The 19,586-nt window shown below is 73.4% G+C and carries 13 protein-coding genes; 2 read left to right on the top strand and 11 right to left on the bottom strand.

Annotation, left to right across the window (positions count from 1 at the left end):
• Nucleotides 1-2: 2 nt before the first annotated feature.
• On the top strand, nt 3-1,625 hold the full coding sequence (locus tag IEZ00_RS29775; RefSeq protein ID WP_373293223.1) for a tannase/feruloyl esterase family alpha/beta hydrolase: 1,623 nt from the start codon (nt 3-5) through the stop codon (nt 1,623-1,625).
• Nucleotides 1,626-1,660: 35 nt separating this feature from the next.
• On the opposite strand, the gene IEZ00_RS29770 is transcribed toward IEZ00_RS29775, so the two are convergent.
• The 7 genes from IEZ00_RS29770 to IEZ00_RS29740 all read right to left on the bottom strand — a co-directional run bounded on the left by IEZ00_RS29770 (nt 1,661) and on the right by IEZ00_RS29740 (nt 10,084).
• Nucleotides 1,661-2,404, bottom strand: a complete 744-nt coding sequence (locus IEZ00_RS29770) for a thioesterase II family protein (RefSeq protein WP_189226687.1) — start codon at nt 2,402-2,404, stop codon at nt 1,661-1,663.
• Entirely contained in the window at nt 2,401-4,260 is a 1,860-nt protein-coding gene (locus IEZ00_RS29765) for an AfsR/SARP family transcriptional regulator (protein ID WP_189226686.1), read from the bottom strand. The genes IEZ00_RS29770 and IEZ00_RS29765 overlap by 4 nt, the downstream gene beginning before the upstream one ends.
• Nucleotides 4,241-6,019, bottom strand: coding sequence for an AMP-binding protein (locus IEZ00_RS29760; protein ID WP_189226685.1), 1,779 nt, complete (start codon nt 6,017-6,019; stop codon nt 4,241-4,243). Before IEZ00_RS29760 ends, IEZ00_RS29765 begins: the two co-directional genes overlap by 20 nt.
• A gap of 295 nt (nt 6,020-6,314) precedes the next feature.
• On the bottom strand, nt 6,315-7,253 hold the full coding sequence (locus IEZ00_RS29755; protein WP_189226684.1) for a TauD/TfdA family dioxygenase: 939 nt from the start codon (nt 7,251-7,253) through the stop codon (nt 6,315-6,317).
• A 123-nt stretch (nt 7,254-7,376) separates the two neighbouring features.
• Nucleotides 7,377-8,165, bottom strand: a complete 789-nt coding sequence (locus tag IEZ00_RS29750) for a DUF4097 family beta strand repeat-containing protein (protein ID WP_189226683.1) — start codon at nt 8,163-8,165, stop codon at nt 7,377-7,379.
• Between the two features lie 12 nt (nt 8,166-8,177).
• On the bottom strand, nt 8,178-8,819 hold the full coding sequence (locus tag IEZ00_RS29745; RefSeq protein WP_189226682.1) for a response regulator transcription factor: 642 nt from the start codon (nt 8,817-8,819) through the stop codon (nt 8,178-8,180).
• Entirely contained in the window at nt 8,810-10,084 is a 1,275-nt protein-coding gene (locus IEZ00_RS29740) for a sensor histidine kinase (protein WP_189226681.1), read from the bottom strand. Before IEZ00_RS29740 ends, IEZ00_RS29745 begins: the two co-directional genes overlap by 10 nt.
• Before the next feature lie 143 nt (nt 10,085-10,227).
• Between IEZ00_RS29740 and IEZ00_RS29735 the strand changes: the two genes are divergently transcribed.
• Nucleotides 10,228-12,357 carry an MMPL family transporter gene (locus IEZ00_RS29735; protein WP_229796220.1) on the top strand — a complete coding sequence of 710 codons (2,130 nt, stop codon included), beginning with the start codon at nt 10,228-10,230 and terminating at the stop codon, nt 12,355-12,357.
• A 740-nt stretch (nt 12,358-13,097) separates the two neighbouring features.
• Here IEZ00_RS29735 and IEZ00_RS29730 read toward each other — a convergent pair.
• The 4 genes from IEZ00_RS29730 to IEZ00_RS29715 all read right to left on the bottom strand — a co-directional run.
• On the bottom strand, nt 13,098-14,339 hold the full coding sequence (locus IEZ00_RS29730) for an MFS transporter (protein ID WP_189226679.1): 1,242 nt from the start codon (nt 14,337-14,339) through the stop codon (nt 13,098-13,100).
• Nucleotides 14,336-15,298 carry an ornithine carbamoyltransferase gene (locus tag IEZ00_RS29725; protein ID WP_209619522.1) on the bottom strand — a complete coding sequence of 321 codons (963 nt, stop codon included), beginning with the start codon at nt 15,296-15,298 and terminating at the stop codon, nt 14,336-14,338. Before IEZ00_RS29725 ends, IEZ00_RS29730 begins: the two co-directional genes overlap by 4 nt.
• A gap of 20 nt (nt 15,299-15,318) precedes the next feature.
• Nucleotides 15,319-18,105, bottom strand: coding sequence for a non-ribosomal peptide synthetase (locus tag IEZ00_RS29720; RefSeq protein WP_189226678.1), 2,787 nt, complete (start codon nt 18,103-18,105; stop codon nt 15,319-15,321).
• Nucleotides 18,105-19,586, bottom strand: a 1,482-nt coding sequence (locus IEZ00_RS29715) for a condensation domain-containing protein (RefSeq protein WP_229796219.1), incomplete at its 5' end; no start/stop codon positions are given. The genes IEZ00_RS29720 and IEZ00_RS29715, both read right to left, overlap by 1 nt.

Here is a 19,586-nt window from a genome sequence, read left to right as displayed (position 1 = left end):
ACTTGTTCCTGGTCGTCCTGGTGCTCGTGCTGACCACGGTCGAACTCGGCACCCCGCGCGCCTCCGCCGACACCGCCCGACCGGTCCGCCCGGTGGTGGACTGCGTCGATCTGGTGCGCGACTTCGCCATCCCCGGCACCCGCGCGCACGTGACCGAAGCGGCGGTGGTCCCCTCGGGCGGTGGCGAGGCCGAGCACTGCTCCGTGCGCGGGTACGTCGAGCCGGAAGTGCGCTTCCACCTCAAGCTCCCCACCACCACCTACACCGGCCGCTACTTCCAGTACGGCTGCGGCGGGTTCTGCGGCGTGCTCTCCTCCCCCGCCATGCCCGACTGCGGTCCCCGCGTCGGCGACCTGGCCGTGGCGGCCACCGACGACGGGCACGTGGGCCAGGGGCCGGTGCCCACGGTCGACGCCCGCTGGGCCGCGGACGACCAGGCAGCCAGGGACGACTTGGCCTTCCGCGCGCCGCACGTGGTGTCGCTGGCCGCCAAGCGGCTCATCGCGCGGTACTACGGGAAACCGCCCGCGCGCTCCTACTTCGGCGGCTGCTCCAACGGCGGTCGCGAGGCGCTGCTGCTGGCCCAGCGCTACCCGCACGACTTCGACGGCATCCTCGCGGGCGCGCCCGCGAACTACCAGGCCCCGCTGATGCTCTACCAAGCGTGGCTGGCCAGGGTGAACACCGCCCCGGACGGCGGGCCGGTGCTCACCGCCGACAAGCTGCCCGCGCTGCACCGGGCCGTGCTGGCCCGCTGCGACCACCTCGACGGCCTGTCCGACGGGCAGCTCGACGACCCGCGCCGGTGCGACTTCGACCCCGCCGCCCTGCGCTGCCCGGACGGCACCGACCAGCCGTCCTGCCTGACCGGGGCCCAGGTCGGCACCGTGCGCGCGCTGTACGCGGGTCCGACCGACGAACACGGCAGGCGGCTGTACCCGGCGGGCCAGGAACCCGGCTCGGAACTGGCCTGGAGCGGCTGGGTGACGCCCTCCCCCCAGTCGGGCGAGTCGATGGCGGCGCTGCTGGCCGACAACTACCTGCGCTACCTCGGCTACCCACTCGGCACGCCGCACTCGTCACTGGCCGAGGTCCGGTTCACCGCGCAGGAGTTCCACCGCCTGACCCACGAAGGGGTGCGCGGCGGGGCGATGGCGCTCGACCTGAGCGCGTTCCGCCGGGCGGGTGGCAAGCTGATCCTCTGGCACGGCTGGGGCGATCAGGTCATCCCGCCGGGCGGGACGCTGGACTACTACCAGCGGTTGACCCTGCGCGACGGCGGGCTGCGCGCGACCCAGCGGTGGGCCAGGCTGTTCATGGTCCCCTCGGTGCAGCACTGCACGGGCGGCGACACGCTGTCCGCGTTCGACCCGCTGCGCGCGCTGCTGGCCTGGGTCGAGCGCGGCGACGCCCCGGACCGGATCATCGCCACCGGCCAGAACGCCGACGGTGCCGCCCGGACGCGGCCGGTGCACCCCTACCCGCTGCGGACCCGCTACGACGGCTCCGGCAGCGTGGACGACGCCACCAACTTCGTGCCGGTCTCCCCCGCCGCTCCCCCGCAGGACACCGTCGACTGGATCGGCACCTACCTCCACCACCAACCAGGCCCCACCGCCCCCTGACAGCCCGCGCGAGGCCACGCCCGCGGACGCGACGATCAGACGCGATCGTTGAGCACGCTCAGCAGTCGCTGGGCGGACTCCTCCAGGTAGAAGTGGCCGCCGGGCAGTTCGAGCAGTTCCACCGGCAGGGTGGTGTGCCGCTGCCAGGCCGCGATCTCACGCCTGCCGACGCTGTGATCGGTGCTGCCCGCGATGGCGGTGACGGGGCAGCGGACCGGCTCGCCGCCCCGGTACCGGTAGCTGTTGACCACCGCCAGGTCGGCCCGCAGGCTGGGCAGCACCAGCGGGCGCAGCCTGGGTTCCGCGTCCAGGTGGGCGCCACCCGCGCTGCCCAGCCCGCGCACGTGGGCCAGCAGGTCGGCGTCGTCGGCGGTGTCCACCCGGACCGGTTCGGACTCCGACGGCGCGGACCTGGCCGAGACGAACAGCCGCCGCGGTTCGGGCAGGCCGCGGGCGGTCAGCGCGCGGACCGCCTCGAAGGCGACCGTGGCGCCCATGCTGTGCCCGAAGAACGCGTAGGGCCGGTCCAGCAGTCCGGCGATCTCGGCGGTGGCGCCCGCCACCAGCTCCTCCAGCGATTCCGCGCACGGTTCGCCGAACCGGTCCTGCCTGCCGGGGTACTGCACGGCCACCAGCTCCACGTCCGGGCGCAGCATCGCCGTCCACGGCCGGTAGGAGGCCGCCCCGCCGCCCGCGTGCGGGAAGCAGAACAGCCTGCTGCCCGCCCGCGGTCTGGGTTCGAAGATCCGCAGCCACTCCATCGGTGCTCTCCCGCTCATTCCGGCGAGTACGCCGTGCTCGTGTGCGCCCGGTGCAGCGCGGCGAACCGGTCCACCGCCAGGTCCTCCTCGGCGACCAGTTCGGTGGCCACCGCGCGGACCAGGTCGTGGAAGCCGTACTTGTCCTGGCCGGGCAGGTCGGTGCCGGAGACCTCCAGCAGCCGGGCGTCCACCAGTTCCTCGACCAGCTTCCTGGCCCGGCCGACCGGCACGTCCAGCACCACCGCCGCGGTCCACACCGCGAACCGCTCCCGGTCCAGCAGGGCCAGCAGCCGGAACGCCCGGCGGGTCGGCTCGGCCAGCCCTCGGTAGCTCAGCGCCACGCTGGCCCGCACGTCCAGGTCCGCCAGCTGCAGCTCGTCGAGCCTGCGGCGCTGGTCGGCCAGCCGGGTGGCCAGCTCGGCGGTGCGCAGGTGCGGTTTGGCCACCAGCCGGGCGCCCGCGATGCGCACGGCCAGCGGGAGCCCGCCGCACAGCCGCACGATCCGCTCGGCGGCGGCCCGGTCGGCCGCCACCCGCTGCTCGCCGGTGATCCGGCCGAGCAGCCGGACACCTTCGACGGCGGGCAGCACGTCCAGGTCGAGCAGCGGGACGCCGGGCAGCGCGGAGAGCCGGGTGCGGCCGGTGACCAGCACCCCGCACCCGGCGTTGCCGGGCAGCAGCGGGCGCACCTGCCGCTCGTCCGCCGCGTTGTCCAGCACCAGCAGCACCCGCCGCTCGGCCAGCCTGCTGCGGTAGAGCCGCAACCGCTCGTCCACGCCGTCGGGAACCTCGCGCGCGGGCACGCCCAGCCCCGTCAGCAGGACCGCCAGCGCTTCGGCCGGGTCCAGCGGCCCGGAGGTCCCGCGCAGGTCCAGGTAGCACTGCCCGTCGGGGAAGTGCTCCCGGCAGCGGTGCGCCACGTGCACCGCGAGCGCGGTCTTGCCCACGCCCGCCATCCCCGAGACGGTGGCGACCGGGGAACGCGGCTGCCGCAGCAGCGCCTCCAGCTCGGCCACCTCCGCGTCCCGGCCGGTGAAGTCGGCGATGTCGGGTGGCAGCTGGGCGGGCACCGCGCGGCGCGGGGCGGTCCGGTGCCCCGGCGGCGGCTCGGCGGCGGGTGCGGCCAGAATCGACTCGTACACGCGGCGCAGCTCCACACCGGGGTCGATGCCCATGTCCGCGGCCATCCTGCGGCGGTGCCGGTGGTAGCTGCTCAGCGCCTCGGCCTGGCGACCGGTGCGGTCGAGCACGATCATCAGCTGACCGCGCAGCCGTTCGCGCAGCGGGTGCGCGCTGACCAGGCCGGTCAGCTCGGCCACCAGCTCGGCGTGCCTGCCAAGCTCGATGTCGGCGGCCAGGCGGTCCTCCAGCACCACCAGCCTGCGCTCCTCCAGGTCGGGCGCGGCCGCCGCCTCCAGCACGTCGGTCACCCCCGCCAGCGCCGGGCCCGTCCACACCGCCAGCGACCGGGCCAGCAGGTCGGCCGCGGCGGCGGTCCGCCCGGCCGCGGCGGCCTGCCGACCGGCCGCCGCGATCCGCTCGAACTCGACGAGGTCCAGCTGGGCGGGCCCGACGTCGAGCACGTAGCCGGGGCGTCTGCGGGTGATCGCGCAACCCTCGCCGAGCACCTTGCGCAGCCGGGAGACGTAGTTCTGGATCTGCGCCTCCGCGGTCACCGGCGGCGCGTGGCCCCACAGCATCTCGGCGATCCTGGAATCGGGCACCAGGCTGCCCCGGCTGAGCAGCAGCAGTGCCAGCACGGTGCGCAGCTTGGCCGCCCGCAGGTCGATCCGCTCCCCGGCCACGGTCAGCTCGACCGGGCCGAGCAGGGTGAACCGCGTGCCGGTGTGCTGGTCAGACGGCGACTCTGTCACCGGTCACCACCTCCACCCCGTGGCCGGTGGGCTCCCGGTAGAGCCTGCGCACGTCGCCGTCGAGCTCCTCGTAGACGGGGTGGACGGCCCTGGCGGCGAACAGCGCCCTGACCAGTTCGCGCCGGTCTCGCTCGCCGCCCACGGCGGGCAGCTGCCCGGGCTGGAGGAACACCACGCTGCCGAAGCGGACCCGCGTGCGCCGTCGCAGCCACGACCGCACCGCGCCCGCGAGCAGGCGCAGCTCGTCGCGGTCGACGCGGTCCAGCTCCTGCACCACCACGACCTCGTGGCGGGGCACGGCCACGGTGAACACGCTGGCCGGGTGCCCGGCCAGCGCGGGGAACCGCTCGGCCAGCTCGCGCTCCACGTCGTGGGCGCGGATGGTGCGCCCGGCGACGGTGAGCATCGAGTCCGCCCGGCCCAGGACGAACAACTCGCCCGCGTCGAGCACGCCGATGTCGCCGGTGCGGAAGAACCCGCCCTCACCGGTGTCGAGGGTGGCGCCGAACCGGAGGTCGGTCCCGCCGCCGCGCCGCCAGTAGCCCGAGGCCAGGCCGTCACCGCGGACCCACACCTCGCCGACCCGGCGGTCGGGCAGCGGGCGGCCCGATTCGGGGTCGACCACCCGCAGGTCCAGCCTGGCCACCCGGCCGGAGCTGACCAGCACCGGTCCCTCGGCCGAGGTCGAGGCGGCGAACGTGCGCTTCTCCAGCGCCACCGCCGAGACCCTAGCGGTGCGCAGCAGCGGGCGGGGGTCCGTGGTGGAGACCAGGAAGCCTGCCTCCGGCAGGCAGTAGCTCACCCGCAGCGCGGACTGGTCGAAGCCCGCAGGTGCCAGCACGCGGGCGAATCGGGTCAGCGTCGCCGGGTCCAGCATCGCGGTGGAGGTGTAGGCGACGCGCCAGCTGGACAGGTCCAGTCCGGTCACCCCGCGCTCGGCCGCGGCGTCCGCGCAGCGCCCGTAGGCGCCCGGCCCGCCGCCGCTGACGGTGATGCGGTGCCGGTGGACCAGCTCCAGCCAGCGCAGCGGGTCGCGGCGGAAGCGGTCGGGGCTGAGCAGGACGGTAGTCGCCCCGACCGACAGCGCGGTGAGCACCGCCATCAGGCCCGAGTACTGGTCCGGCGGCAGCCAGCTGAGCACCCGGTCCTCCTCGGTCAGCCCGAGGGCGTCGGCGGTGCGCCGCAGGCCGTGGCCCAGCGCCGCGGCGGAGATGGCGGTGCCCACCAGTTCGCCCTCGCCCGACCCGTAGGACAGCAGGGCCAGCTCGCCGGGGTCGCGGCGGGGCTCGACCCAGTCCGCCGGGTCGCCCAGCGGCACCGCGTCGGTGGCCACGCAGGTCAGCTCCCCCATGCCGTCCTGGCTGAGCCAGTCGTGCACCGCGCTCAGGCAGCTCGCTTCGGTGAGCACCACCCTGGCCTCCGCGTCGAACGCGATGCCGGTGGCCCTGGACAGGTGCGGGTCGCGGCCATCGGGCACCGGCGCGACGACCGGCACCACGCCCGCGTAGAGGCAGCCGAGCACGTTCTTGACCAGTTCCACGCCCAGCGGGCTGAGCAGCAGCACGCGCTCACCGGGCGCGCAGTGCTCCGACAGCCAGACCGCCACCGCTCTGGCGGCCAGGTCGAGCTCGGCGTAGGACAGCGACGACGAGTCGCCCGAACCTTCCCCGCCGTCCGTGTCGCAGGTGATCGCGGCCGCTTCGCCGGAACGGCCCGCGGGCCGTCCTGACAACCGCTCCACCACGTGGTTGAAATACATTTGGATCCCCCATGCGAGCAATGAGGGCGATCGCCGGCCGACGTCCCCAGACTTCCCCGTCGTCGTGTCGGCGATCACCGCGGTCCACCCCCCGGACTTGGCAAGCAAAGTACCTACGCGGACGGTCCGTGTCAATCTCCGGGAGTCGGTTCCCGACATATTGGTGGGATATGCACCCAACCAAGCCGAAAGGCCTCGGAGATCAAACCCGTAAATGGTCTCAACATTTTCGGTGATACCCCCGCGGGCGCGGCGGAACTGCCCGCGAAGACATTGCGCGCGCCGCGGCGGAATGCTAGGACATCCCCACCAGCACCCTCCTCGCGCCGTCGAACGGTCGCCTGCCGTGACCGACCAGCACGTTGTCGATGAGCAGCAGGTCGCCCAGCCGCCAGTCCACGTCCACCGCGTTGTCCAGGCCGCGGTCGCGCACCTGCAGGACGTGCTCGGCGGGAATCGGGCTGCCATCGGCGTAGGTGACGCTCTGCGGCATCTCCTCCGCCCGCAGCACCTCGGCCATGGCCCGCGCCGTCTCGTCACCCAACGTCGCGCTGTGCCACTGGTCGGCCTGGTTGAACCAGACCTCGACGCCGGTCACCGGGTGCCGCGTGGTGGCGGGCCGCAGCTGGCTGACCCGCAGGCCCCCGTCGTCCTGCCAGCGCCACGTCGCCTCGGTGCCCGCCAGGAACTCGTCGACAGCCCCCCGGTCGTCGGTCTCGAAGGTGTCCTGCCAGCTCTTGCCCAAGCCGAAGCCGCCGTGCAGGTTCTGCGTGTAGCGCACGCCGCCCGCGAAGGCTTCGCGCACCTCGTCGTCCAGTGACTCCAGCCACAGCCGGGCGTCCACCAGCGGGGTGGCTCCCCCGGTCATGTCGGCCAGCACGCAGCAGAACACGAGCCGCGAGGGCCAACGGTTCGCGTAGGACAGCTCGTTGTGCATGGAGATGGTGAACTCTGGTGGGTACTCGGTCGAGGTGTAGACGTTCGCGCCCACCTTGGTGCGCGGCGAGTTGCCGTGCACGTAGGCCAGCCGGTCCGGCAGCAGCCGGTCCATGATCGCGGTGACGGTGCCCTCGGTGACCCCGAAGCCGCGGAAGACCAGTGCCTTGCGCTCGACCAGCAGATCGTCCAGCCCTTCGGCGGTGGCCAGGTGCGCCAGCAGCCCGTCCGGGGTCGGGGACACCCCCGCGTCACCCGGCGTGATTTCCGTCGGCATCCACTTCTGACCCGTGTCCATGTGTTCGGCTCCGTTTCCTGGAATGAGTCTCCACAACCCTGCCGAAGGCACTGCAAATCCCTCCGGCCGCGGGTCAACGGTGCCGGACGAAGCTATACTGCGACCACTTTGACGACTGGCGGACTATTCGTCGTATTGAATCCGGACGTCTCCCGAGAGTGATTCGACGTCGATGCGGTTGGCCGCCTCTCCGCTCTGGTCGACCTCCACCGCCCGGTTCCCGGATTTGACGCTCAGCAGGACCGCGTAGGGCCCGGTGCCGGGAGGCACGCGCATCGCGAAATCCCCGGAGCGGACGGAGGCGGTGACCTGACGCGGGTCCTCGGCGAACACCAGTTCGGTCGGGCCGGAAGTGCTGCCCACGTCGACCTCGGGCGAGCGCAACCCGGTGGCCCGGATACCGCCCGAGGACGCCCGCGCCCACAGCACCCCGCCCAGCCGGTCCGCCGTCAGGCTGCCCGAGGTCGTGCTCAGCCGCAGATCGCCGTCCAGGCCGTCGACCGACAGCGCGCCCGAGGACGTCCGCGCCTCCACCGCGGTCCGGGCGGGCACCTCGATCCGGTAGCGCACCGAGCAGCCGGGCAGCCGCGGGGCCGACCGGCAGCCCGCGCTGACCCGCAGCGTGCCGCCGTCCCACACCTCGCGCACCTCCGGTTTGCCGAACGACCAGCTCAGCTCCCGGTGCACGACCACCCGACCGGGCTGCCCCGCCACCACGGCCACGTCCACCGCGTCGGTGTCCACCTCGACCCTGCTGGCCTCGCGCTGGTAGGTCTGGTGCTGGGACTCGGTCTGCACCCCCACCCAGGACCACAGGTAGAGGCTGCCCAGCACCATGGCCGCGGTCACCACGATCGCGCCCGTCACCAGCCAGATCCGGCGCCTGGCGAGCGCCGTGCCGTGCTCGGTCACGTGTCCTCCCCCTCAGCCCTGCAGGAACCGCTGCACGGCGATGACCCGGCGGTGGTCGCTGTCCTTGAGCCCGATGTCGAGCTTGGTGAAGATGCTGTTGACGTGCTTGGCCACCGCGCTCTCGCTGACCGTCAACGCGGTGGCGATGCCCGAGTTCGACCGGCCCTCGGCCATCAGCCGCAGCACCTGCGACTCCCGCTGGGTCAGCCGGTCCAGCGGCCGCTCCCGGTGCTTGACCAGCAGCTGCGCCACCACGTCCGGGTCGAGCACGGTGCCGCCGTCGAGCACCCGGCGCACCGCGTCGATGAACTCGCCGACATCGGCGACCCGGTCCTTGAGCAGGTAGCCGACGCCGGTGTTGTGCGTGGACAGCAGCTCGGTGGCGTAGCGCTCCTCGACGTACTGGGACAGCACCACCAGCGCCAGGTCCGGCCACTCCTGGCGCAGCACCAGGGCGGCGCGCAGGCCCTCGTCGCGGAAGTCCGGCGGCATCCGCACGTCGGTGATGACCAGGTCGGGCCGTTCCCGCTCGACCGCCCGCAGCAGCGACTCGGCGTCGCCCACGGCGGCGATGGTCTCGATGCCCGCGACGGCGAGCAGCCTGATCAGGCCCTCGCGCAGCAGCACCGAGTCCTCGGCGATCATCACTCGCACGGCAGCTCCACCCTGATCGAGGTGCCGCCGCCCGCGGGGCTGTCCAGGACCAGCGCGCCGTCCACCGACGCGACCCGCTGCCGCAGCCCGCGCAGCCCGGAGCCGTCCCGCTCACCCGCACCGCCGACACCGTCGTCCACCACCTGGATCGACAACGAACCTCCCGTCCTGCGCACCGAGACCTCGACGCGCGTGGCCCGCGCGTGCTTCGCAATATTGGTGAGGCTCTCGGAGACCACGAAATACGCGACGGCCTCGATTCCAGCCGATGGGCGGACGTCCACGTCCACCGTCAGCGCCACCGGGACCGGCGAACGCGCGCACACCCCGGCCAGCGCGGCGTCCAGCCCGCGCTCGTCCAGCACCGCCGGGTGCAGGCCGCGGACCAGGTTGCGCAGGTCGGCCAGCGCCGCCTTGGCGTCCTCGTGCGCGGCCACGATCGCGGCCCGCGCGGGATCGGAGAGGTCGGGCAGCGTCTGCCGCGCGATGCCCAGGTTGAGCGCGAGGGAGGTCAGCTGCTGCTGCGTTCCGTCGTGCAGGTCCCGCTCGATGCGGCGGCGCTCCGAGTCGGCCGCCTCGCGCAGTCCCGCGCGGCTCTCCACCAGCGACTCGACCTTCTCCGCCAGCACGTCGCGGGCGCTGCGCTGCAGCAGCGCCCTGGCCAGCGCCACGTCCAGCCCGGCGAGGCCGCGAGCGACCCAGGGTGCGGCCAGCAGGGCGACCAGGCCCAGCGCCACCAGCGCGGCCGGGTGGACCACCGCCGTGCCACCGGAGAGCAGCCTCAGCACGGCGAACAGGGTGAGCGCGACACCGGCCACCCAGGCCGAGAGCACCAGCGCCGCACTGACCGGGCCGAGCAGCAGGATCAGCAGGTGGTAGCCGATCTGGCGCAGCGTGGCGGGCTCGCGCAGCCGGACCGCCAGCACCGCGGTCCAGCCCTTGTCCTTGGTGACCGCCTCCCGGCGGGTGCGCTGCAGCCGCACGTCGAGGAAAGCGGCGAACCGCGCGCGGTGCAGAGAGGTGCCCACGTCGACGCAGGCGACGAACGCGACCAGGCAGATCGCTGCCAGGACCACGGTGATGGCGAGCAGGCCGGTCAGCGCAGCCAGCAGCAGCAGCGCGATGCCGACCGGGACGCCGATCAGCGCGCCGGTGGCCACGTGCATCGTCGCCAGCCAGGAACGCCGTCGCGCCGGAGCGGCCAGGACCGCGACGACGAGCGCACGCGGTCCGGAGAGGACCGGCGGAACGCGGCTAGCGAGCATTCTCCCACCGTATGGCCCGTCGCAGGCCGTCACCATGACACCAGCACCCGTTCGGACCCTGTACCTGGGTGCAGGCCAAGTGGGGGGTGGGCCTTAACGACATGAAGTCGTCCGATCGACACTCTGTGAGCATGCTATCTCGGATGGGGCGCGTCTGCTACGAGCGGCGCGGTTGGGTGTTCGGTATCTGGTTGCTGGTCATGGTCGTTGGCGGCGTGGCGTTCAGCCCGCTGTTCAGCACCTTGGCGTTGAACAAGCCCTCGCAGGGCATGGAGTCCAATGTCGCCCGGCAGGTGTTGACCGCCGAGGGCGACTACTACGACAAGCTGATCGCCGTGGTGGACGGCGGCGACGTCCGGTCGGCGGCGACCGGCGCCGCGGTGGACCGGGCCGTCGACGACGTGCGCGACATCGCGGGCATCAAGGCCGTGGACGAGCCCGCCGTCTCCGCCGACGGCACGGCGCTGGCGATCACGGTCAAGTTCGGCAAGATGCCCAAGTCGGAGAAGAAGGAGTCGCTGCGGGCCGCCTCGGACCGGCTGCACCAGCTGGCGGGCGAGGTGCCGGGGGCGAAGGTCGTCGTCGGCGGGGACGAGCCGCAAGCCCAGGAGACCAACTCGGTCTCCGGCGCGGACACCCTGCGCGCCGAGCTGAGCACGCTGCCGATCGTGCTCATCGTGCTGGTGGTGGTCTTCGGCGGGCTGCTGGCCGCGCTGCTGCCGCTGGTGGCCGCGATCGCCGCGGTGGCCGCGTCGTTCGCCATGGTGCTGCTGTTCTCCACGTTCCTGAACCTGGACAGCACGGTCATCTCCGTGGTGTCGCTGCTGGGGCTGGGGCTGTCCATCGACTACGGGCTGCTGCTGGTCGCCCGGTACCGCGACGAGCTGGCCGCGGGCCACTCGCCCAGCCGTGCCGCGGCGCGCACGTGGGCCACGGCGGGGCGCACCATCCTGTTCAGCGGGCTGACCGTGTCCGCGGCGCTGACCGGCCTGCTGGCCTTCGACGTGGCGCGGTTGCAGACCATGGGCGCGGCGGGCATCTCGGCCACGCTGGTGTCGATGCTGGCCGCGCTCACCCTGACCGGCGCGCTGCTGGGCTTCTTCGGCAAGCGGATCAAGCCCTCGCAGAAGGCCATCGCCAAGGCCGCCAGGGCCGACAGCTCCGAGCACGGCGGGTTCGCCAGGCTGGCCCGGTTCACCCAGCGGCGCCCGCTGCTGATCACGCTGCTGGCCTCCGGGCTGCTGCTGGTGATGGCCCTGCCGGGGTTCACCGCCACGCCGAAGCTGCCGCAGCTGGACGGGCTGCCCAGGGACGTGATGGAGTCCGCCCGCGCCGCGGACCTGCTGGAGGAGAAGTTCGGCTTCGCCGTGCAGCCGCCGGTGATCGTGGTGGCCCGCACCAGCGCCGTCGAGCTGGACCAGTGGGCGCAGCGCTGGACCGACGACCCGTCCGCGCCGCGGGCCCGGCCCGCCGAGCAGACCGGGCAGGACCTGGCCATGGTGGCGTTCGACATGGGGGGCGACAGCCAGAGCCAGGCGGCCCAGGACTTCGTCGGCCGGGTGCGCGCCGACCGGCCGCCGGGCGGCGAGTCGTGGGTGCTCGGTGACGCGGCGGTGATCGTGGACCTGTGGGAGAAGGTCGTCGAAGGGCTGCCGCTGGCCATCGCCATCGTGCTGATCTCGATGTTCGTGCTGCTGTTCCTGATGACCGGCTCGCTGGCGGTGCCGATCAAGGCGATCTTCATGAACGTGCTGTCGCTGGGCGCGACGATCGGTGTGATGGTGGCGATCTTCCAGCACGGCTGGCTGTCCGGCCCGCTGGACACGCTGACCGTGGGCGGCCTCAGCCCGTACATCCTGGTGCTGGTCGCGGCGTTCGCGTTCGGCTTCTCGATGGACTACGAGGTGTTCCTGCTCGGCCGGATCAAGGAGCACGTGGACGAGGGCCAGGACACCGACACCGCGGTGCGCCGCGGCCTGCAGCGCAGCGGCCGCATCATCACCTCGGCCGGGCTGCTGATGCTGATCGTGTTCGTCGGCTTCGCCATCGCCGACCTGGCCGACGTGGAAGAGCTGGGCATCGGGCTGTTCCTGGCGGTGTTCATCGACGCCACGCTGGTGCGCTGCGTGCTGGTGCCCTCGACGATGACGCTGCTGGGCAAGTGGAACTGGTGGGCGCCGAGGTTCCTGCGCCCCGTGCACGACCGCTTCCAGCTCCGCGACTCGGGGAACCTGCCCGACGACGAGCCGGAGTTCGAGCTGACCCGGAGGTAGACCAGCGGGGGTTCCCGCCACCCGGTCCCGTCCGGGTGGCGGAGCCCTGCGCCCCGTCCGAGGTAGCACCCGGACCAACCCGCCTCCGGCCAGTACCCAGGCCCAGCCGCGAGGCGGGTGCCCAGCGAGGGGTCGGTCGAGCGCTCCCCCCAGCCTCGACCGGCCCCTCGCCTCTCGCGGGTGGGGCGTGACCGTCTCCGGTCACGCCCCACCCGCTTTCCCATGCCCTCCCCCGGCGCGAGTCGAACGCTCGGGACCCCTGAGTTCGTCACTCGGGTCGCGAGTTGAGCGTTGGGGCATGGTGAGGTGAGCATTGGGGTTGGGTGGGGTGAGCGTTGGGGTTGGGTGGGGGTTTGAAGAGCGGCGCTCGCCGCGCGGCAGGTCGCCAAGGATGGCGGGTCGCGCCGTCCCCCTGGTGCGTCGGCAAGTACTACCCGGCGGGGTTGAGTGGGCCGGTAACTACTACCCGAGGCACGGAAGCGGGCGCGCGGGCGCGGGCTGGGGCGCGAAAAGTGCGGACCGGGTGCGTGAACGCTCGGTTCGTGGTGTCGGAACGCGCGACTCGCGGGGGCGACACGCCCAACACGCCCATAGGCGGGTGACGCCGAGGGCGGGCGTGGCCGTTCTGAGCGTTGAACTCGGGGGTTCTGAGCGTTCGACTCGCGGGGAGGTGGGGGCATGGGGAAGCCGCGGGCGGGCACCGGGGAGGTGGCCGCCCGCGGCTGCGGGAGGGGGTGGGCTCAGGAACGCTTGGGCGCGGCGCCGGAGACGGTGGCGGTGGCGGCGCGGACGACGGGGCTGGCGAGGGCCCCGACGGCCAGGGCGGCCATGACGGCGGCCAGGCCCAGCACGGTGGGGGTGGCGCCGACGGCGTCCAGCAGCGGCCCGACGACCAGGCCGCCGAGGAAGGCCAGGCCGGAGCCGAGCAGGGTCATCACGCTCACCGCGCGCCCCATCATGGCGTCCGGCGCGATGGAGACCAGGTACACGCCGCCCGCCACGTTGAAGACCCCGCCGATGTAGCCGAACGCGGCGAACGCCGCCCCGAGGGTGATCGGGTCGTCGGCGAACGCCACCGGCACGACGGTCAGCGCCCACGCGGTGAACCCGCCGACCAGCAGCGCCCTCATGCTCAGCCAGGCCAGCCACCGGGTCGCGGTCAGCGCGCCGACCATGCCGCCGAGGCCGCCGATGGCGGTGATCACGCCCAGCACGGCCGCGGAGCCACCGCCGGTCTTGACCACGAACATCACCGCCAGGCCCAACCCGGCGAAGACGATGTTGCTCACCGAGATCAGCATCATCGCGGTGCGCAGCAGCCGCTGCCCCCAGATCCACCGCAACCCTTCGACGACCTCGGCGCGGAAGTCCCGCCGCTCGGGCCGCCCGGCCTGGAACTGCTTGCGGATCAGCAGCAACGTCACCAGCGACACCAGGTGGGTCACCACGGTGAACAGGAACGGCGACCAGCGCGCGAGCGCGAACAGCCCGCTGCCGATGGGCTGGCCCAGCATCCCGGCGGCGCGGGCGCGGGCCTCGTTCTGGCTCAGCGCTGACGACAGCTGCGGCACCGGCACCACGTGTCGCACGGCGGCGCGCTCGGCCAGGTCGTAGCAGATCACCAGGCTGCCCTGGAGGAACGCCACCGCGACCAGCTGGGCGATCCACACGTGCCCGAGCAGCACCGCGACGGCGACGCTGCCGGTGAGCAGGATGCAGCCCACGTCGCACAGCACCATCAGCCTGCGCCGGTCGACCCGGTCGACCAGCACGCCCGCGGGCAGCTGCACCAGCAGCTGCGGCAGCAGCACCGCGGCCGTCACCACGCCCGCCGCGGTGGCCGACTGGGTGGCCCACAGCGCCAGCAGCGGGTAGACGAACACGGTGACCTTGCTGCCCAGCAGCATGCTGCCCGCGCCGCTCCACAGCAGCACGAAGTCGCGGTTGGCGCGCAGCGGGCGCGGCTGCGCCTCGACGCTCACCCGGTCACCCCAGCCAGCTCCGACGCCGCCCCGGCGGCGCACCAGCGCAGCACCGCCATGGCACTGGTCATCTTGTTCGCCGCCTGGTCGAACGCGATGCTGCGCGGCCCGTCGAGCACCTCGGCGGTGACCTCCTCGCCGCGGTGGGCGGGCAGGTCGTGCATGAACACCGCGTCCGGGCTGTCCCGCCACAGTCCCCGGTGGACGCGGTAGGGCTCGAACGCCTGGCGCCAGTGCGGGTCCGGTTTGGACGTGCCGGTGGTCTGCCAGCGGGTGGTGTAGATGACGTGGCAGTCCGGCGGCAGGTCGGCCACGTCGTGCCGCTCCACCACGGTCGAGCCGGTCCGGGCGGCCTGCGCCCGCGCGGCGGCGGTGATCGACTCGGGCATCCCGTAGCCGGGTGGCGTGCGGGCCTCGAAGTGCACGCCCGAGAACCGGCTCAGCGCCAGCGCCAGCGCGGTGCAGGTGTTGTTGCCCTCGCCGACGTAGAGCACGCGCAGCCCGTCCACCGCGCCGAAGCGCTGGGTCAGGGTGGTCAGGTCGGCCAGCGCCTGGGTCGGGTGCTCCAGCGCGCTCATCGCGTTGACCACGCCCATGCCGCCGGGTTGGGCGAACTCGCGCAGCTCCTGCTCGGCGCCCGCGGTCCTGGCCACCAGCACGTCGAGCATCCGGCCGAGCACCCGGCCGGTGTCCGCGACCGTCTCGCCGGTGTTGAGCTGGAGGTCGTCGGGCCCGTAGGTGATCAGCCGCGCGCCCAGTCTCAGCGCGCCGCTGGAGAACGCGGTGCGGGTGCGGGTGGAGGTCTTGCGGAAGTAGACGCCGACCACGGCCCCGTCGAGCAGGCCGCGCGGGTCGGCCGAGCCTTCGGCGAACCGCACCCCCTGGCCGACGATGTGCCGCAGGTCGTGGTCGGCCAGGTCGCCGATGGAGATCAGGTGTCGTCCCATGTGCTTGCCCATGCCCTCGGTCCGTAGGGGTGTCAGTACTCGTGCGCGGTGGTCAGGCCCGCGCCGAGCCCGTCGACGAGCTGCGCGGCGTGGGTGGCGACGAACTTGTGCGCCTCGCGGCCGGAGTCGGAGTTGGTCAGCACGACCAGGCCGCTGCCCGCCCGCAGCCTGCTCAGCGTCACCGCGCGGTAGCCGGGTGACTCGCCGACGTGCCCGTACTCCAGGTCGGCCCCGGTGGGGTCGACCGAGGTGCCCAGCCCGAACAGGCTGCCGGGGTGGGCCACGGTCAGCATCTGCTCCGCCGTCTCGCGGGTCAACACCCTTGGCGAGCCGCCCAGGTGCGCCTCGCGGATCTCCACGGCCACGCGGGCCAGGTCCGAGGCCGTGGTCCACAGGCCGGCGGCGGCTTGCGTGGAGCGGTTGCGCCAGCCGCCGTCGAGCACCGCGCCGTCGGCGTCGTGGCCGAGGGCGACCGGCAGCCCGGAGGTCTCCGGGTGGGCGAAGTCGTAGCTGCTGCTGTCCATGCCCAGCGGGCGCAGCACCAGCTCGGCCATCAGCTCGGCGAACCCGACGCCCACCACGTCGACCAGGACCTGCTGCAGCACCGCGGAGTGCGTGTTGTGCTTGACGAAGTCCCGTCCGGGGACTCCCTCGACGAACACGCGCGGTGGTTCGGCCGGGGGTGTGCCCTGCAGCAGGTCCAGGACGGTCGGCATCTCCGCAAAGCGGGGGAAGGACTCGTTGGAGGTCACCGACAGTCCGGAGAGGTTGGCCATCAGCAGCCGGGGGGTGACCCTCTCCGAATCCTCGCGGGCGTAGGGAACCCGCCACGACGTCAGGTACTCGTTGACGTCGGTGTCCAGGTCCAGCCGCCCCTCACCGACCAGCCGCAGCACGGCCAGCGCGGTGACGTGCTTGCTGATCGACCCGACTTGGAACAGCGCGTCGGGTGTGGTGGGCGCCCCTCCGGGGGTGAGGGCGCCGTAGGTGTGCGCGGCGACGAGCCCGCCACCGTTGATCACGGCGATGCTGACCGCCGGGATGCCGTGCTCGGCCATCACCGGCTCCGGCGACGACAGGCCGCGCCGTGCGGTGTGGCCGTCCAGCTGCCGCCCCAGCTCGGCGATCGTGTCGTGCTGGTAGAGCGTGGCCAGTGAAAGCGACACGCCCGCTTCCTGCGCCACGGCCAGGAATTTCACCACGCGCGTGGAGTCGCCGCCCAGGTCGAAGAACCGGTCGTCGCGGCCGATCCGCGTCACGCCGAGCACCTCCTGCCACAGCGCGGCCAGCTTCCGCTCGGTGGCCGTGGCGGGCTCCTGGTAGGGTCTGCCCGCCGCGGTGGCGTCGCGGTCGGGCGCGGGCAGCGCGCCGCGGTTGACCTTGCCCGCCGTGCTCAGCGGGAACTCCGGCAGCGACACGAACGCCGAGGGCACCATGTAGGCGGGCAGCGACTCGCCCAGGAAGGCCGCCAGGTCCGCCGGGTCGGCGGTGGCGTCCGCCGCGGGCACCACGTACCCGACGAGCGCCTTCTCGCCCTCGCCGAGGTCCCTGGCGACCACCACCGCGTCGGCCACCGCCGGGTGCTTGAGCAGCCCGGCCTCGATCTCGCCCAGCTCGACGCGGTGGCCGCGCACCTTCACCTGGTGGTCGGCCCGGCCCAGGAACTCCAGGCCGCCGTCGGCGGTGAACCGGGCCAGGTCGCCGGTGCGGTACATCCGCCCGCCCGCCCGTGGGCCGAAGGGTTCGGGCAGGAACCGCTCGGCGGTCAGCGCCGGGCGGCCCGCGTACCCCCGCGCCACGCCGTCGCCCGCGATGTAGAGCTCGCCGGTCACGCCGACCGGCAGCCGCCTGCCCCGCGCGTCCAGGACGTAGAGGCGGGTGTTGGCGATCGGCCTGCCGATGCGCACGTGCTCGACGGGGTCGGGCACCGGCCAACTGGTGGACCAGATGGTGGTCTCGGTCGGGCCGTAGACGTTGACCAGGCGGCCGACCGCGGGCCGCAGCCGCCGGGCCAGCGTGGCGGGCAGTTCCTCACCGCCGACCAGCGCGACCACGTCCGGTCGCGCGAAGCCCGCGGCCAGCAGCAGCTTCCACCCCGACGGGGTGGCCTGCACGTGGGTGGCGGAGTGCTTGTCCACCAGCTCCAGCAGCCGGGGGCCGTCCGCGGCCTGCTCCTCGTCCGCCAGCACCACCCGGCCGCCGGTGGTCAGCGGCAGGTGCAGCTCCAGCCCCGAGATGTCGAACGACACCGCGGTGGAGGCCAGCCAGGCGTGCGCGGGCTCGGCGTCGAGCAGCCTGCCCATCGACTTGAGCAGGTTGATCAGCGCGCCGTGGGAGATCTGCACGCCCTTGGGCTCGCCGGTGGACCCGGACGTGAACATCACGTACGCCAGGTCCGCCCGCTCCCCCGGCACCCGCACCCGCTCGGCGCCCGCCAGGTCCTCCGACCGCACGCGGGGGCCGTCGAACACGCCGTCCAGCCGGTCGGCCAGCGCACCGCCGGTGACCACCGCGCGGGCCTGGGCCGTGGCCAGGACGCGGCCGATCCGCTCGGCGGGGGTCGCGGCGGTCAGCGGCACGTACGCGCCGCCCGCCTTCCACACGCCCAGCATCGCGGCGGGCAGGTCCGGGCCGCGCGCCAGCAGCAGGCCCACCGCGTCACCGCGGCGCACGCCCGCCGCGCGCAGCAGGGTCGCGTAGCGGTCGGCCAGCAGGTCCAGCTCGGCGTAGGTCTGCTCCACGCCGTCGAAGACCAGCGCCACCGCGTCGGGGGTGACCGCCGCCTGCTCCTCGAACAGGTCCAGCACTCGGTTCGCCATCACCACTCCACCGCGGTGTCGTTCCAGTCGTCGGTCGGGTTCGTGCCGTCGGCCGGGTGCTCGGCGGCGGGGTCGCCGTCCGGGTCCGCGGCCATCGCCTCCAGCACCCCTCGGTACATCAGGGCCAGCCGCTCGCCGTTGGCCCGGCTCAGGAAAGCCGGGTCGGCGGTGAGCGCGAGGTGACCGGGCACGGTGGACACCGCCAGCGGGAACTCGTTGGCCCCCTCGCCCGCGCCCTCGCCGACGCCGGTGCCGTCGGCCAGGTCGGTCTCCGCGGCGTCGAAGTCCCGGTAGCTGAACATGACCTCCAGCATCCGGCCGGGTCCGGCGTGCGCGGCGATGGCGGGCATGGGCAGGGCGCGGTGCGCCCACAGCTCGCTCTCGGTGTCGAACACCCCGCGCACCAGCTCGCGCCACGTGCGCGCGCGCCCGTCGTGCGGGAAGGGCACCGTGTTGAGGTACATGCCGGGCACCCGCTCGGCGCCCTCGGCCTCGGGGCGGGCGCTGCACACGTACCCGGTGTAGAACGCGGGCTCGAAGGCCAGCCTGCCCAGCACCGCCAGGTGCGCGCCGAGCAGCACGCTCTTGAGCGACGCGCCCGCCGCCTCGGCCAGCCGCGTCAAGCCCTCACGCAGGTCGCCGAAGGCCACCGGCAGCACGTAGCCGGGGCCCGCCTGCCCGCCCCAGCCGTCGGGCAGGGTGAACCGGGGGCGGCTGGTGACCACGGACTTCCAGTAGCGGTTGGTGTCCGCCGACTCCAGCGCGGCCAGCTCGGCGGCGATGAAGTCGGCGTAGCGCACGCGCGGCAGCGGCGCCGGGTCGGGCCGCCGTCCGGCGCGCAGCGCCCGGTAGTGCTCCAGCAGCTCGGAGACCAGCAGCCGCTGGCTCCAGCCCTCGGTGATCGCGTGGCACACGGTCACCGACAGCCACCAGCTCCGGTCGCTGTCGACGTGCACGGTGATCCGCTGCAGCGGCGCGGCGACGAGGTCGAACGGAGTGGCCCGTTCCCGCGCGGTGAACTCGCGCAGGGTCCGGCCGAGCCCGTCCTCGTCGAGGTGGCGCACGTCGTGCACCTCCAGCGCCATCTCGGCGCGCTCGTGCACCAGTTGCAGGGGTGCCGAGAAGCCCTGGAGGTGGATGGCGGTGCGCAGCACCTCGTGCCGGTCGACCAGGATCCGCACGGCTTCCCGCATGGCGTCCGCGGCGAAGGGCTCGTCATCGTGGACGCGGAACGAGGTGCAGTTGTGGTACCGGTTCACGCTGGGGTCGGACAGCATCTCGACGACCATGCCCAGCTGCACCCGCGACAGCGGGTAGGCGTCGGCGAGCCCGGTGGGCAGCGCGGCGCGGTCGGCGTCGGAGATCAGCTCGAACGGAGCCGCGAAGCGCTCCTCCGCCTGAGCGGACTGGCCGGAGACGGCCTCGGCCAGTGCGGCGATCGTGCGGTGCTTGAAAACGTCCTGCACACCGACGTCCACACC

It is taken from the genome of Saccharothrix coeruleofusca (assembly GCF_014648515.1).
In the GTDB taxonomy this organism is placed as follows: Bacteria; Actinomycetota; Actinomycetes; order Mycobacteriales; family Pseudonocardiaceae; genus Actinosynnema; species Actinosynnema coeruleofuscum.
This window is presented reverse-complemented; position numbering and strand designations above follow the sequence as displayed.